General features: G+C 68.4%; 14 protein-coding genes. 5 read left to right on the top strand and 9 right to left on the bottom strand.

All coding sequences use genetic code 11. The features are described 5' to 3' along the window. Positions 1-36: 36 nt before the first annotated feature. Complete coding sequence (locus C3E87_RS09685) at positions 37-2,145, top strand: alpha-galactosidase (protein ID WP_083665541.1); 2,109 nt, start codon at positions 37-39, stop codon at positions 2,143-2,145. A gap of 58 nt (positions 2,146-2,203) precedes the next feature. On the opposite strand, the gene C3E87_RS09690 is transcribed toward C3E87_RS09685, so the two are convergent. Further along, the gene (locus C3E87_RS09690) at positions 2,204-3,130 is read right to left on the bottom strand and encodes a C40 family peptidase (RefSeq protein ID WP_143570979.1); all 927 of its coding nucleotides are present in this window, start codon (positions 3,128-3,130) and stop codon (positions 2,204-2,206) included. Between the two features lie 222 nt (positions 3,131-3,352). Here C3E87_RS09690 and C3E87_RS09695 point away from each other — a divergent pair, with 222 nt between their 5' ends. Beyond that, entirely contained in the window at positions 3,353-4,843 is a 1,491-nt protein-coding gene (locus C3E87_RS09695) for an FAD-dependent oxidoreductase (protein ID WP_076062129.1), read from the top strand. On the opposite strand, the gene C3E87_RS09700 is transcribed toward C3E87_RS09695, so the two are convergent. From C3E87_RS09700 to C3E87_RS09720, 5 genes are all read right to left on the bottom strand, one after another. Continuing rightward, positions 4,840-5,844 carry a DUF808 domain-containing protein gene (locus C3E87_RS09700; RefSeq protein WP_083665543.1) on the bottom strand — a complete coding sequence of 335 codons (1,005 nt, stop codon included), beginning with the start codon at positions 5,842-5,844 and terminating at the stop codon, positions 4,840-4,842. The two genes, C3E87_RS09695 and C3E87_RS09700, sit on opposite strands and share 4 nt — an antisense overlap. A gap of 45 nt (positions 5,845-5,889) precedes the next feature. After that, on the bottom strand, positions 5,890-6,831 hold the full coding sequence (locus tag C3E87_RS09705; RefSeq protein WP_076062131.1) for a Sir2 family NAD-dependent protein deacetylase: 942 nt from the start codon (positions 6,829-6,831) through the stop codon (positions 5,890-5,892). A 70-nt stretch (positions 6,832-6,901) separates the two neighbouring features. Continuing rightward, positions 6,902-7,540: a DUF3618 domain-containing protein gene (locus C3E87_RS09710; protein ID WP_076062134.1), complete on the bottom strand. Its 639-nt coding sequence runs from the start codon at positions 7,538-7,540 to the stop codon at positions 6,902-6,904. Beyond that, positions 7,537-8,058, bottom strand: a complete 522-nt coding sequence (locus C3E87_RS09715) for a phage holin family protein (RefSeq protein WP_083665544.1) — start codon at positions 8,056-8,058, stop codon at positions 7,537-7,539. Before C3E87_RS09715 ends, C3E87_RS09710 begins: the two co-directional genes overlap by 4 nt. Continuing rightward, positions 8,055-8,801, bottom strand: coding sequence for a DUF883 C-terminal domain-containing protein (locus tag C3E87_RS09720; protein ID WP_076062136.1), 747 nt, complete (start codon positions 8,799-8,801; stop codon positions 8,055-8,057). Before C3E87_RS09720 ends, C3E87_RS09715 begins: the two co-directional genes overlap by 4 nt. Positions 8,802-8,990: 189 nt before the next feature. On the opposite strand from C3E87_RS09720, the gene C3E87_RS09725 reads away from it, so the two are divergent. The 3 genes from C3E87_RS09725 (at position 8,991) to C3E87_RS09735 (ending at position 11,456) form a co-directional block, all read left to right on the top strand. Further along, positions 8,991-10,247 carry a dicarboxylate/amino acid:cation symporter gene (locus C3E87_RS09725; protein ID WP_076062138.1) on the top strand — a complete coding sequence of 419 codons (1,257 nt, stop codon included), beginning with the start codon at positions 8,991-8,993 and terminating at the stop codon, positions 10,245-10,247. A gap of 59 nt (positions 10,248-10,306) precedes the next feature. Then, on the top strand, positions 10,307-10,909 hold the full coding sequence (locus C3E87_RS09730) for a DsbA family protein (protein WP_076062140.1): 603 nt from the start codon (positions 10,307-10,309) through the stop codon (positions 10,907-10,909). Between the two features lie 64 nt (positions 10,910-10,973). Beyond that, positions 10,974-11,456 (top strand): flavodoxin domain-containing protein, encoded by a 483-nt coding sequence (locus C3E87_RS09735; protein WP_076062142.1) that lies wholly within the window; start codon positions 10,974-10,976, stop codon positions 11,454-11,456. Here the strand turns inward: C3E87_RS09735 and C3E87_RS09740 are convergent. From C3E87_RS09740 to C3E87_RS09750, 3 genes are all read right to left on the bottom strand, one after another. Next, positions 11,446-12,198, bottom strand: coding sequence for an extensin family protein (locus C3E87_RS09740; RefSeq protein WP_076062144.1), 753 nt, complete (start codon positions 12,196-12,198; stop codon positions 11,446-11,448). The two genes, C3E87_RS09735 and C3E87_RS09740, sit on opposite strands and share 11 nt — an antisense overlap. A 70-nt stretch (positions 12,199-12,268) precedes the next feature. Continuing rightward, complete coding sequence (locus C3E87_RS09745) at positions 12,269-13,930, bottom strand: alpha-amylase family protein (protein WP_076062146.1); 1,662 nt, start codon at positions 13,928-13,930, stop codon at positions 12,269-12,271. Positions 13,931-13,948: 18 nt separating this feature from the next. Beyond that, a complete protein-coding gene (locus C3E87_RS09750; RefSeq protein WP_076062148.1) occupies positions 13,949-14,905 on the bottom strand; it encodes a TIGR03885 family FMN-dependent LLM class oxidoreductase in 957 nt (318 codons plus the stop codon). Between the last annotated feature and the right edge of the window lie 3 nt (positions 14,906-14,908).

Consider the following 14,908-nt stretch of genomic DNA (forward strand, 5'->3'; position numbering starts at 1 on the left):
ATGGTCCAGTACCCCTTCGAGAGCGAGGCGCCACCCATGGCCACGACCATTCATCTGCGGGCCGACGGCGTCTCGCTGTTGCTCACCACCGACGGCGGGCTGCCTGAAGTCAGGCATTGGGGCGCCGACATCGGCGAGGTCACCGCAGAGGATGTGCAGACCATGCTGGGTGCTGCCGGCTACACGGCCGAGCACAACGCCATCCTGGCGCCGCTGCGCGTCGGGCTGCTGCCTGAGGCGCGTCATGGCTGGATGGGCACCCCCGGCCTGGTCGGCTCCCGCGACGGCCGCGCGTGGACCCCGGCCTGGGAACTCGCGGCGATCACCTTGGACGGCGCGGACCTGACCGACGGCTTCACCGCAACCGGTCCGGCCGCGGTGGAGTTCACCGCCACGGCGCCCGACGCAGGGCTGACGCTGACACTGCGCGTCGAGCTGCTGCCTGACGGGCTCGTCCGGGCACAGGCCACCGTCGGCAACACCGGTGAGGACGCCTTCACCGTCGACCAGCTCAATCTCGCGCTGCCCATCCCCAACCGCGCCGCTGAGGTGCTCGACTTCGGCGGCCGTTGGGCGTCCGAACGAGTGACCCAGCGCTTCGACCTCACCATCGGCACCCACCGCCGGGAAGGGCGCCGCGGGCGCACCGGGCACGACGCCGCCTACATCCTGCACGTGGGCGAGCGTGGTTTCGGCTACGACGGCGGCGAGATCTGGGCCGTCCACACCGCCTGGAGCGGCAACCACGTCCATTACGTCGAGCGCGTCATGCCGGGCGTCCAGGTGCTGGGCGGCGGCGAACTGCTGCTGCCCGGCGAGGGTCGCCTCACGGCGGGGGAGAGCTACACGTCTCCCTGGGTCTACTTCAACCACGCGGCCGGTCTCGACGCGCAGGCCTGGCGCTTCCACCGGTACCTCCGTTCGCTCCCGGTCCATCCGGACAGCCCCCGGCCGGTCACCCTCAACTCGTGGGAGGCCGTCTACTTCAACCACGACGCCGGGCACCTGCGGCGGCTCGTCGACCGGGCCGCCGACGTCGGCGTCGAGCGCTTCGTCCTCGACGACGGCTGGTTCGGCGCCAGGCGCGACGACACCGCGGGCCTCGGCGACTGGGTGGTCAGCGCCGACGCCTACCCCGAAGGGCTCCATCCCCTGGTGGATCACGTGCGGGAACGCGGCATGCAGTTCGGCCTCTGGTTCGAGCCGGAGATGGTCAACCCGGATTCCGACGTGGCGCGTGCCCATCCCGAGTGGATCCTCCAGCCCGAAGGTCGCCTCCCCGGCGAGTGGCGCAACCAGCAGGTGCTGAACCTCGCCGTCGACGGCGCCTACCGCCACGTGCGAGACCAGGTCTCGGCCGTCCTGGCCGAGTACGCCGTGGACTATGTGAAGTGGGACCACAACCGCGATCTGGTCGACGCCGGTTCGGCCGTGGACGACGGCCGCCCGGGCGTCTCCGCGCAGACCCGCGCTTTCTACCGGCTGCTCGACGAGCTGCGGGAACTGCACCCGGACACGGAGTTCGAGTCCTGCAGTTCCGGCGGCGCCCGCATCGATCTCGAGGTGCTGCAGCGCGTGGAGCGGGTCTGGGTCTCGGACAACATCGATCCCCACTCGCGCCAGCGCATGCTCTGGTGGACCGGCCAACTCCTGCCCCTCGAGCTGATGGGCAGCCACATCGCGTCCGGCCAGTCACACACCACGGGCCGCAGCCACAGCATCGAGTTCCGCGCCGCCACCGCCCTCTTCGGCCACCTGGGTATCGAATGGGACCTCACGCAGGCCACCGAAGAGGAGTTCAGCGCGCTGCAGCTCACCATCGGCTTCTACAAGCAGGTACGTGAATTGCTCCACACCGGCCGCCTGGTCCGCGTCGACATGGGTAGCCCCCACCTCCTGCTCAAGGGTGTGGTCACCCCGGCGCGGGCGTTGTTCTCCTTCGCCGTGATCGACGAGCCGATGATGCCTGAGCTCGGAGAGATCCGGCTCCCGGGGCTGGAACCCGAATCGCGCTACAAGGTCTCCCTCGTGGGCCTCGGCTACGAGCTGGGCGTCATGACCGGCCGCCAGTTGGCCACCGTCGGCATCCGGCTGGCCGGCCGCTTCCCCGAGGTGGCACTGCTGATCGACGTCGAGCGGGTGTGAGGGAGCCCATCGCCCTGTGGGGGGACAGGGCGATGGGCTCGTTCAGGGGGAGGTGCGCTCAGGCACCCACGACGCGGGTCGCGCCCGCGAACGGCATGGAGTTGAGGGAAGCCACCCGAACGCCGGTGCTCGGGTTGGCCGCGTCGACGATCTGCCCGTTGCCGATGTAGATGCCCACGTGGCTGATCGGACTGTAGTAGAACACCAGGTCGCCCGGCTGGAGTTCGCTCTTGGCCACGCGCTTCCCCACGGAGATCTGCGCACTGGAGCTGCGCGGAAGCGTCACGCCCACCTGCTTGTAGGCCCAGGAGGTCAGGCCGGAGCAGTCGAACGTGGACGGACCCGCGTTCGCGTACCGGTAGGCGGAGCCCACCTTGGTCAGCGCCGCCTTGGCCGCCTGCTGGCCGACGGTGACGTCGGGGAGGGGTTTCTCGACGGGCACCCAGCTGAGCGCCGGGGCCGGAGCCGGAATCCTGGTCACCGCGGGCACGCTCGCCGTGGAGAACTGCACGATGTTGTTGATGACCCAGGCCTTCGCTGAGGTGTAGGTGCCCGTGGCCGTCTCGATGGTGGTGGTCACAGCGTAGGAGCGGCAGGCCCCGCGTCCGGTGGCGGCGGTGTCACACTCGGTCTTCCAGCGGCGGCCGTCCTTGCCCACCCAGTCGCCGGCGTTGGCGAGCGGGTTGCTGCCCCAGGAGGCGCGGTCCGACGGCAGGTACGTGAGCGTGTTGAACACCCAGCCGTCGTGGGTGACGAACCTGCCTTGGTGGCTGACGACACTCGTGGCCCAGATGTCGGTGCTGCATCGCACGACCTCCGGAGAATACATTTCACAGTTGGTGCGCCAGTAGCGGCCGTTGACCAGGTGGTGGCCGGGCTGCGTGTAGACGCTGCCGCCGGCCGCCTGCGCGTCGCCGCCGTAGGCCACGCTCAGCGTCACGGCCATGACGGCCGCGACCAGGAGGTGGATCGCTCGCTTCAACATATCTGTGGGGTGCCTTCCGAATGACTGACCCGCAGATAGTAGGCACCCGAACCTGAGAAATCCAAATCTGGTTCTCAGGAACATCTGTTTCACGAAAGGAACTAGCTGCTCGTCAGAGCATGTTCAACTGGCTCTCACTGAAGAACTCTCAGGACGTCATTCAGCAGCAGGGGGTTTCGCGCATCACGGCTGCGTGGCCCCGTCCCCGGCGTACGATGTCACATGGAGTCCTACTGGTTTGCAACTCACCCTCCGAAGACTGATTTCACGGCCGCGTTCAACGCCGGCGCCCACTACGACGTCGTCGTCGCGGGTGCGGGGCTCACCGGCCTCACCACCGCACTCCTCCTCGCACGCACCGGGCTGACTGTCGCCGTCCTGGAAGCACGCAGCGTCGGTGCCGTCACCACCGGCAACACCACGGCGAAACTCTCTCTGCTGCAGGGCCTGTCCCTCAGCGGCATCCGTTCCCACCAGAGCGAGAAGGTACTCCGCGCCTACGTCGAGGGCCAGCGCGAAGGCCAGGCCTGGCTGGTGCGCTTCCTGGAGACCGAGGGCGTCGAGTTCCAACGCCGTACGGCCTACACCTACGCCACCACCTCCGACGGCGCGGGCAAACTGCGCAAGGAACTGGAGGCCTGTCAGGCCGCCGGCCTTGATGAGGTCGTCTGGACCGATCAGACCGAGCTCCCGTTCGCCACCACCGGAGCCCTCACGATGCTGGACCAGGCGCAGATCCACCCCCTCACCGTCCTCGACGCACTCGCGGGTCAACTGCTCGCCCACAACGGCGTCGTGTTCGAGAACACCCGGTTGCTGAACGCTGAGGGCGATTCGCCCGTGAGGGTCACCACCAACCGCGGTGAACTGACGGCCGGCCGGGTGGTGCTGGCTACCGGCACCCCGCAGCTCGACAGGGGCGGCTACTTCGCCAAGCTGGTGCCCTCGCGCTCCTACGCCACCGCGCACCGGGTCTCGAGCGGTCACATCCCGCAGGGCATGTACCTCAGCGCCGACAGCCCCACCCACTCGCTGCGCACCCTCGACGACGGCCCGGAGCAGCTGCTGATGGTGGGCGGTCATGGCCACACCGTCGGCCGCGCAGATTCGGAGGCGGCCGCGCTGCAGAGCCTCGTCGCTTGGGCCGACTCGGTCTTCCCCGGCCTGGAGATGACCCACTCCTGGTCGGCACAGGATTACACCACCGTGGACCGGGTGCCGTACGTGGGGAAGCTGCCCGGCGGGCACGGCGACATCTTCGTGGCCACCGGCTACAACAAGTGGGGCATGACCAACGCTGTGGCGGCCGCGCTGAACCTCAGCGCCCAACTGCTGGGCGGTTCCATGCCCTGGGCAGAGACACTGACGGACCGCGGCACCTCCGCCAGCGCCGTCGGCGAGGCGTTGAGCGCCAACGTGAAGGTGGCCGGGCACCTCGCCAAAGACTGGCTCCGCGGCGAACTCAGCTCGCTGCCCGACGACCCGCCCGGCGAGGGCAAGGGCGTCGTGGGCCGGCTGGACGGGAAGCCCGTGGCGGCCAGCACCGTCGGAGGCGTCACCTGCCGGGTCTCCGGGGTGTGCACCCATCTGGGCGGCATCGTGCATTGGAACGACGCGGAGAAGTCCTGGGACTGCCCGCTGCACGGGTCGCGGTTCGCGGCAGACGGCACCCTGCTCGAAGGCCCGGCGCTGAAGGACCTGGGGAAGGCCTAAGCTTCGCCCGCCTCCGGGTGCGGCACCCCGCGCACCTTGTGGGCCGACGGCACGACGGGCACCTCGACAGCTTCGGGGTGCCCGTTCTCGTCGTGGCCCTTCCCGAACGGAAGGACGTGCATGATCGCCACGAGGATGGCGCCGGCGACGATGCCGATGACGGCCGAGAAGAAGGTGTTGATCAACCAGCCGAGGAGACCACCGCCGACGGCGGCCTCGAGGTCGTGCACGAAGTTGTAGATGGGGTGGAACCCGAGGTCGTGCATACCGACGAGCAGGATGTGGCCGCCCACCCACAGCATGGCGGCGATGCCGACGGTGGACAACACGCTGAGCACCACGGGCATGGCCTTGACGAGGCCCTCACCGAGGCGCTTCGAGTTGGGCTTCGCGGCGAGGTGGAGGCCCAGGTCGTCCATCTTGACGATGATGGCCACCACGCCGTACACCAGCACGGTGATGGCCAGTGCCACTGCCACCATGGAGGCGGCCCGCATCCAGAAGCCGAGATCCGTCACCTCGTTGAGTGAGATCACCATGATCTCCGCCGACAGGATGAAGTCGGTGCGGATGGCCCCGCTGACCATGGTCTTTTCGTGGTCTGCCCCCTTGACCAGCGCCGGGGCCTTCTTCGCCTTGGAGTGGCCGGTCACTGATTCCCAGATCTTCTCCACGCCCTCGTAGGAGAGGTAGAGGCCGCCCAGCATCAGCAGCGGTGTCAGGGCCCAGTTCGCGAACTGGCTGAGCAACAGGATGGCGGGGAGGATGAAGACCAGCTTGTTGACGATGGAGCCCTTGGCGATCCGCCAGATCACCGGCAGTTCCCGATCAGGGGAGAAGCCCTGGACGTAGCGGGGGGTGACAGCCGTGTCGTCGACGACGACGCCCACCGCCTTGCTCGAAGCCCTCGCGGCAGCCGCGGCCACGTCGTCGACGGAGGCGGCCGCAGCACGCGCGATCGCGGCGATGTCGTCCAGGAGGGCTGCGAGTCCGCCGGCCATGGGTGCTCCTACTTTCGGGGTCAGTGACACCGCATTCTAGGCGGGTCAGTGTGTCAGCAGCGAGACCCAGCGCTGCAGGGTCGGCTCGAGGCGGCCGTGGATGCGTAAGGTGGCGACGTCGTCGCCGCGGGTACTGCCGTCGTTGGCGATGATGACCTCCTTGCCGTCGCGGGCCGCCCGGCGGGCGAACCGCAGGCCGCTCATCACGGTGAGGCTGGAGCCCAGCACGAGCAGCACGTCGGACTCGTCGAGCAGCGCGTTGGCGGCGGCCACGGTGTCGCGGTGGGCGTTCTCGCCGAAGAAGACGACGTCCGGCTTCAGCATGCCGCCGCACGTGGGGCAGCCGGGATAGACGAAGTCCTGGGTGCGGTCCACCTCGGCGTCGCCGTCCGGGGCGGCCGCCGCGTCGGAGGCGAGCTGCTCGAGGTGGGCGGCGAACGAGGGGTTGAGCTGGAGGAAGAGCTGCTGCAGCTCGTGGCGGCTGATCTGCCGCCCACACTCGAGGCAGAGGACCTGCGCCAGGTTGCCGTGCAGATCGAGGACGGGGTGCGAGCCGGCCTTCTGGTGCAGGCCGTCGACGTTCTGCGTCACCACCCCGGTGAGCGGGGTGAGCCGGCCCATCCGGGTGAGCAGATGGTGTGCCTCGTTGGGCTCGGCTGAGGCGAACGAATACCAGCCGACGGTGGAGCGCGCCCAGTAGCGACGCCTGCTGAGATCTGAGCCCACGAATTCCTGGAACATCATGGGAGAGCGGGGCACCGCGTCGCGGCCGCGGTAATCCGGCAACCCGGAAGCGGTGGACATGCCCGCCCCTGTCAGCACCATGGTGGGACGCCCGCGGAACAGGTCGACGGCGGCCCGCAGGTCGTCGTCGTGCGACTGGCGCCCGAAACTCCCCGTGCCCGGGCCCCAGGCGCCCGTGTTCGGGAGCACGACGGGGCCGTCAACCGCGGTGCGGAACCAGCCACCGACGTCGCGAGGGGTCATGGCTCAACGATAGTGGCCGACCCGCAATGTGCGGGTCGGCCACCATGGCTCAGAGTGGCGTCGGTAGACGTCACAGGGGGTTGCGGTCGTCAGAACGCACGTCCTCCACGGAGCGCTGCGTCTGACCCTTCACCTCATCGACGGCGTGCTGGGCATCGTCCTTCACGTGGCCGGTGCCCTCCTGGGCCGCCTCCTTCACGGAGTCAGCGGCCAGCTGCGCGGACGGCTTCAGGTTGTCCATGGCGTCCTGCGCCATGACCTTCGCCTCGTCCATGAGCGGCTGGGCCTTGTCCTTGGCCTGGCTGGCCAGCTCCTGCTCCGTGCGGGTGGAGGGGATGAGCCCGCCGATGAGCGCGCCCAGCCCGAAGGCGATCAGCCCTGCGGAGATGGGGTTGCCCTGCGTGGAGCGCCGCACCTTGTGTGGGGCCTCCTGCACCTTGTGCGTGGCGTCGTCGACGGCGTGGGCCATCGTGCCTCGCGCGTCGCCGAGCCTGTCCTTGGCGTCGCCCATCATGCCCTCGTCGTACGGGTCGTAGGGGGAGCCGAACACGCGCTCCTTGAGGCCGCGGGCGCTGCCCTTGACCTTGTCCATCTGGCGCTGCGCCACCCGTGCCGGGTTGGCGGAGTCTGCCAGTGCGTTCACGTTGTTGCTGAGGTCGGTGCGGGTCCGCTCGATGTCGCGACGGATCTCTTCGGGGTTGTCTGTCATCGGTTCTTCTCCTCATGGCCGGTTGCGGCGGCGGGAATCTTGCTGACGGTCTCAGTGGTCTTCGGCAGACCCTTCATCTTGGTGAACTCGGACTTGCCGGTCATGGCCAGGATGAGGGCGATCACGAGATAGATCACGCCCACGATCAGGCCGGACCAACCCACTGCCGGCTCCGCGTAGCTGCCGATGAGGATGGCGATGCCCCACCACGCGGCCAGCGACAGGAACAACAGACCGAGGTAGCCGGTGACGGCGGCACCCGAGAAGAAGCCTGCGCCCTTCCCGGCGCGGGTCGCCGACTGCTTGAGTTCGACCTTGGCCAGTTCCACTTCCTGACGGATCAGGGTCGAGGCGTTGTCCAGCGCGTCGCTGGCGATCTCGCCCAACGACCGCGGGTCCGCGTCTCGGCGGTACTGGCCGGCCTCGTCAAAGGCTGTCGCGGGCGCGTGGTCACCAGGCTGCGGAGCGATGTCGTCCGCATGGTGCACGCGCTGCGCCTGTTCGGGGGTGTGACTCATAGGTTCCCCTGCCACGGGTTGGGCTGCGCCCCCGGCCCGGTGGACAGGGTGGGGGGCACTTCGCGGCCGTAATCGGACGTCAGGGGCGTCTCGGCCGAAGTCGTCAGGGCATAGCCCTGGGCGTCACTGCGCGGATAGTAGCCGCTGGTGTCGCCGGCGAGCCGGGGCACGTCGTCATCCGAAGCCGCGTCCTTGAGTCCGCGGGAAAGGCGTCCGACGACGAGGCCGGCGCCGGCCGCGATGGCCAGGAACGTCCACGGGTTGCGCGACGCGTAGCGGCGCACGCTGGTCATGACCTGGTCGGGGTCGTTGTCCCGGAGCCACGAGGACGCACGGCGACCCCAGTCGTGTGCGTCACCCGCGAAGTGGGTGAGCGGGCCGTCGGTTTGGGTGTTCGCCGACATCACACCGAGTTCCTCGGTGAGCGCGTCGACCGTGTCCGCCAGCTTGGCTTGGAGCGTGTTGGCCTGGGACCGGAGTTCGCCGACACCCTCATCAAGGAGACGTCTGCCCTGGAACTTGGCCTCCTGGGCGACCTGCCCTGCTTCGAACTTGGCGGTGTCGAGGACGTCGCGCCCGGCCTCCGCGGCCGTGTCCTTGACGTCGCGGGCAGGGCCCTTCAACGAGTCTGCGGCCTGTTCGGTACGTCCTGGCGTCGTGGCGTCGGCGTCGAACCCGCGGTACCCGGAGTCAACGGGGACCTGGGGCTCGGTGGGGCGAGGCTCGAAATCGTGGGAGGACATAGGTGGGACTCCTCTCGTAGTGGTGCGCGGCTGAAGAGCCGTACAACGACGCTAGTTGGCTGCGGCCTCGACTGACAGGCCCCTAAAGGTGTGAATTCAGGGGTGGGGTGGGAGTAAAATCGCGCCCGCCCTTTCTCACCAAGTCGGCCCGATGCGGATATCTCCCAGGGGGTCGTCTATTTTTCTCCTATGAGTGCTGAGACAACCAGGCCCAGGAAGTTCTCCTTCGGGCTGCTGCCCCAGATCGTCGCCGCCATCGTGCTCGGCGTGCTGCTGGGCACCGTGTTACCTGACTGGGTGACGCGCATCTTCGTGACGTTCAACGGACTGTTCGGACAGTTCCTCGGATTCGCCATCCCGCTGATCATTCTCGGCCTCATCGCCCCCGCCATCGCCGACCTCGGCCGCGGCGCCGGTAAGTGGCTGGCCATCACGGCCGGTCTGGCCTACCTCTCCACCCTGCTGGCTGGTTTCATGGGCTACGCCGCCTCCATGCTGGTGCTGCCCAGGGTGCTGCCGGCCGACGGCGCGCAGTCCCTCACCAACCCTGAGGAGTCACTGCTCGCTCCCTTCTTCGAGCTGCCCATCCCGCCGCTCTTCGGCGTGACCACGGCCGTCGTGCTCGCCTTCGTGGTGGGCATCGCGCTCACGGTCGTGGAGGGCGGCGCACTGCTGCGCGGTTTCCGCGAACTGCGTGACCTGGTCAACTGGGTGATCGCCAAGATCATCATCCCGCTGCTGCCCATCTACATCTTCGGCATCTTCCTCAACATGACCCAGGGCGGTCAGGTGGCCACCGTCATCGTCACGTTCCTCGGCGTCGTGGTGTTCGTGTTCATCCTCACCTGGATCATGCTCGTGCTGCAGTTCCTGGTGGCCGGCGCCGTCGTCGGCCGCAACCCCTTCCGGATGCTGCTCAACATGCTGCCCGCCTACGCGACCGCCCTGGGCACCTCCTCGTCGGCCGCCACCATCCCGGTGACGCTGCGCTCCACGCTGAAGAACGGCGTGTCCCAGCCGGTGGCGGCCTTCGCCGTGCCGCTGTGCGCCACCATCCACCTGGCCGGCTCCATGATCAAGATCACCTGCTTCTCGATCGCCGTCATGATGCTGTCCGGCAGCGCCATCCAGCCCGGTCTGATGATCGCGTTCATCTTCATGCTCGGCGTCATGATGGTGGCAGCACCCGGCGTGCCGGGCGGCGCGATCATGACGGCTGTCGGCCTGCTGTCGTCGATGCTGGGCTTCACCGACGCCCAGGTGGGCCTCATGATCGCCACCTACATCGCCATCGACTCCTTCGGCACCGCCACCAACGTCACGGGCGACGGCGCCATCGCCGCCATCATCGACAAGTGGGTCCGCTCCTCCAAGAGCCAGGAACAGCTCGCCGAGGAGTCGGCGGCCAAGGCGGACGCCGAGGCGGTAGACGCGCTGGCCAGCTGAGCCTGACGCCGACGGCGAACGTCGCTTCCGTCAATCCGCCGGTGTGGTGAGATGGAGCCATGACGACACACGTTGATTTCTGGTTCGACCCCGTCTGCCCCTGGGCCTGGATGACGTCCCGCTGGATGCTCGAGGTGGAGAAGGTCCGTGACGTGAAGACCACCTTCCACGTCATGAGCCTCTCCGTCCTCAACGACGGTCGCGACCTGCCTTCCGATTACCAGGAGCTCATGGACAAGGCCTGGGTGTCGGCTCGCGCGGCGCTGCTCGTGGAACAGCGCCACGGCTCTGAGAAGCTGCTCGAGTTCTACACGGAGATCGGCACCCGCTTCCACCTCAACGATGAGGAGCGCTCCCCGGAAACCGTCAGGGCGGCGCTCGCCGCCGTCGGGGCTGACGCCGACATCGTCGACATCGCCCAGACCCGCGACATCGACGACGACCTGCGCCGTTCACACCACGAGGGCATGGACCCGGTGGGCGACGAGGTGGGCACCCCGGTGCTGCGCGTCAACGGCATGAGCCTGTTCGGCCCGGTCATCTCGCCCGCGCCGAAGGGCGAGGAGGCGGGGGACCTGTTCGACGGTTTCGTGAAGGTCACCGCCTACCCCGGGTTCTTCGAACTGAAGCGCACCCGCACCGTCGGGCCCATCTTCGACTGAACCCGGGCCCGTTAGGGGCGACCCCGGAGTCGGCGGGCACAACCGCGTCACTATCTTATGGTTCATGACTTCGGTTCTCGTCGGGTACGCCACCCGCACCGCCTCCGCCCGCGACGTCGCACTCACCGTCGCAGATGTCCTTCGTGAGGGCGGCCACGACGTGCGCGTGGCCGACCTCAAGGACAAGCCCGCCGTCGACGGGGCCGGTCTCGTGATCTTCGGCAGTGGCATCAACGCCAACAACTGGTACTCCGAGGCAACGACGTGGGCCGCCTCCCATGCGGAGGCCCTGAAAGGCACCAGGGTGGCGGTGTTCAACACCTGCCTCAGCGCCCAGGACCCGGCCGCGCGTGACCAGTCCCTTGCGTACAACGCGCCGATGGTGGAACTGACGGGTGCGGAGGCCAGCGAGTCTTTCGCGGGGCGTTACGTCCCCGGGAAGGTGGGCTTCTTCCGCCGCCTGTTGATGAAGTCGATGAAGCACGGCGAGCAGGACCACTTCGACCCCGCCGCCGTGCGGGCCTGGGCGGTGACGCTCACCCCCTAGCCGCGGCGTCGAGGAACGCTGCCCAGCCCTCCGTCGTGCTCAGGCGTTGCGTGATGCCGAACTCCTGCTGCAGGGCGCGGGCGGCGTCGCGGGTGGTGGCGTCGAAGTCGCCGTGGGCCGGTACGTCGCGCCCGAAGACCCAGCGCAGCACGCCCTGCACGAGCGTCACGTGCGTGCGTGAGCCCTCGTTGAAGCCGAACGGTTCGTAGCCGCTGACGCCGTTGTCGACGTGGATGTGATTGTGGTGCTGCTCGTTGTAGCGGTAGGTGAGCGTGTAGTTGAAGTGCTTCGCCAACGACGCCGCCAACCGCCAGTACAGGGCGAGCCGCGTGGGGTCCTCCCCGTAGAGGTCGTAGCGGCAGGAGACCTCGGTGCCGTCCTCATGGGTGAGGACGCCGAAGTCGAACGCCCGGCCCGCGGCGTGCCAGGACCCGCACTTGTCGACGTGGGCACCGTAGGTGGACACCGCCGCCAGCGCGCCGAGCCCGCTGACCGCCACCCAGTCGTCGGCCCAGCCCTGCAGTTGCTCGACGAACCGCGGGTCCGCGTTGAAGCTCTGCGGGGTGCCCGTGATCTCGTAGCGCAGGGGCGCTCCGCCGAGCGTGTCGAAGGCGGTCAGTGACTCAGGCGAGCGGCAGGCCACTGGCCCGTCCAGGGGCACGTCGAAGCCGGGGTCGAACCGCCCGCACGCGGCCAAGGGCAGCACCGCAGCGCCGAGGAGCAGGGCGCGGCGGGACGTCATGGCAGCCAGCGTAGATCTGCCGCCAAGCCCCCGCCATCCGCCGGAAGTGCCGGCGCACCCCGACCCTGCCTCAGGTGGCCCGCTTCGCGACGCGGAACCACCGGTAGCCATACCCGTCGAGCGGCACCTCGAAGCCGCCGCCCTCGTGGTGGACCACGGCCTCGCCGTCCAGCAGGTCCTCCACCACGTCGTCGTCCCCGAAGACATCCGTGAGGGAGACGACGGCGCCGTCGGAGGAGAAGTTGTGGAGAGCCACGATGGAGGAGTCATCCAACTGCAGGCGGTTAGCAAGCACGGAGGGGGTCTTGTGCGCCAGCACGCTGAAGTCGCCCCAGCCCATCTCGGGCCGCCGTCGACACACGCCGATCAGGGTGCGGATGAAGGACCACAGCGAGCCGGGATCGTGCTCCTGGTCTGCGACGTTGACGTGGTCGGGGCCGAAGCCGTCCGCCACGGGCCGCTGGATGAGCTTGCCGGGGGGAGCGCTGGAGAAACCTCCGTTGCGGCCGCTGTCCCACTGCATGGGCGTGCGCACGGACATGCGCCCCTCGGCCGAGAGGTCCTCGCCCATGCCGATCTCCTCGCCGTAGTACAGCGTGGGGGAGCCGGGCAGCGAGAACATCAGCGAGTAGGCCATCCGGACGCGGCGGGGGTCTCCGGCGAACATGGGTGGGAGCCGGCGCTTGAGGCCGCGGTTGTAGACCTGCATCTCCTCCTCGGGGCCGAAGGCCTCGAAGACCTCCTGGCGCTCTTGGTCAGTGAGCTTGTCGAGGGTGAGTTCGTCGTGGTTGCGCAGGAACGTGGCCCACTGGCAGGTGGGGTGGATCTCGGGGCGGTCCAACAGCGCCTTGATGAGCGGCGCCGGGTCCTCGCGGGCGAAGGACAGGTAGCAGGCCTGCATGGCGATGAAGTCGAACATCATGTGGAGCTCGTCGCCGCGGTCCTCACCGAAGTACTTCAGCTGCTCCTCGTGCGGCACGTTGACCTCGCCGAGCAGCATGGCGTCGCCCTTGCGGCGGCCCAGGAAGTCGCGGATGCCGCGGATCACGTCGTGCGGGTCCGTGTACTGGGTGGGCGTCGTCGTGGTCTCGGAGTTCTGCAGCAGGAAGGGCACGGCGTCGACGCGGAAGCCGTCGATCCCCAGCTCCAGCCAGAAGCCGACGGTGCGCAGGAGCTCGTCCATCACCTTCGGGTTGGCCACATTGAGGTCCGGCTGGTGGCTGTAGAAGTGGTGGAGGTACCAGGTGCCGGTGCGCTCGTCCTTCGTCCAGATGCCGTCCTCCTCGCCGGGAAACACGACTTCGGCCGAGGTGTCGCCCGGGTCGTCGTCGCGCCAGATGTAGTAGTCGCGGAACTTGTTGGTGGTGCTACGCCGCGACGCGACGAACCAGGGGTGCTGGTCCGAGGTGTGGTTGATGATGAGGTCTGCGATGACCCGGATGCCGCGGCTGTGGGCGGTGCGGATGACCTCCAGCAGCTCGCCGTGATTGCCCAGACGTGGGTCGACGCCGTAGAAGTCCTTGATGTCGTATCCGTCGTCGCGGTCCGGGCTGGGGTAGAACGGCATCAGCCACAGGGTGTTGACCCCGAGTTGGGCGAGGTAGTCGATGCGCTGGGAGAGCCCGGCGAGGTCGCCCACGCCGTCACCGTCGCTGTCCAGATAGGTCTCGATGTCCAGGCAGTAGATGATGGCGCTCTTCCACCACAGGTCGCTCGTATCGGTAATCCTCATGGGTCCATCGAAGCCAGGTCAGGCGAACTCTGGCAAGACCCTTGAGCCGAACTCCTCGATGAAGGGCTGCTGGTGTTGGCCCACGAAGTGGAGGTAGATGTCGTCGAAACCGAGTGCTGCGTACTCCTGAATCCAGGCCACGTGCTGGGCCGGGTCGTCGGAGATGCGCACCGCACGGCGGACCTCGTCGACGGTGATGTGGGACGCCGCCACGTCGAAACCCTCCACGGTGGCGATGTCCCAGGTCAGGGGTGCGCCCACCGCGTTGCCCGCCCACTGCTCGTGGGCGATGTGCTCCGCCCTCTCCAAGCTGGGGGCCCAGCTGAGGTGCAGCTGGAGCGCGAGTCGGCCCCTCCCGCCGGCGCCCCGGTAGGCGTCGATGACCCGGCGGAGGGAGTCGTGGTCCTGGTTCACCGTGATGAGGCCGTCGGCCCACTGCGCGATGCGCGCGGCCGATTCAGCCGAGACGGCCGGGCCGATGAGCAGCGGCCGTTCCTCAGGCCGGTCCCAGATGCGCGCGCAGTTCACGGTGACCAGGCCGTCGTGGGAGACCTCCTCACCGTCGAGCAGGCGGCTGATGATGCTGACGCATTCGTCGAGGCGTTGTTCGCGAACCTCCTTGCGCGGCCAGACGTCGCCGGTGATGTTCTCGTTCATCGCCTCGCCGCTGGCGAGCGCCGTCCAGAAGCGGCCCGGGAACATGGAGGCCAGCGTGCCGATCTTCTGCGCCATGACGGCCGGGTGGTAGCGCTGGCCGGGGGCCGTGACGCAGCCGAACGTGAGCCCGGTGGTGGCGAGCGCCGCGCCCAGCCAACTCCACGTGTAGCCGGAGTGGCCCTGCGCCGTGGACCACGGCACGAAGTGGTCTGAGCACATGGCCATCTGGAACCCGGCCTGTTCTGCGAGTTGAACGTCGGTCAGGAGCTGGCCGGGGGCGATCTGCTCGTGGGAGGCGTGGAAGCCGAGTCGCGTCATGGC

Origin of the sequence: Tessaracoccus sp. ZS01 (assembly GCF_022342445.1) — a bacterium.
Classification (GTDB): Bacteria; Actinomycetota; Actinomycetes; order Propionibacteriales; family Propionibacteriaceae; genus Arachnia.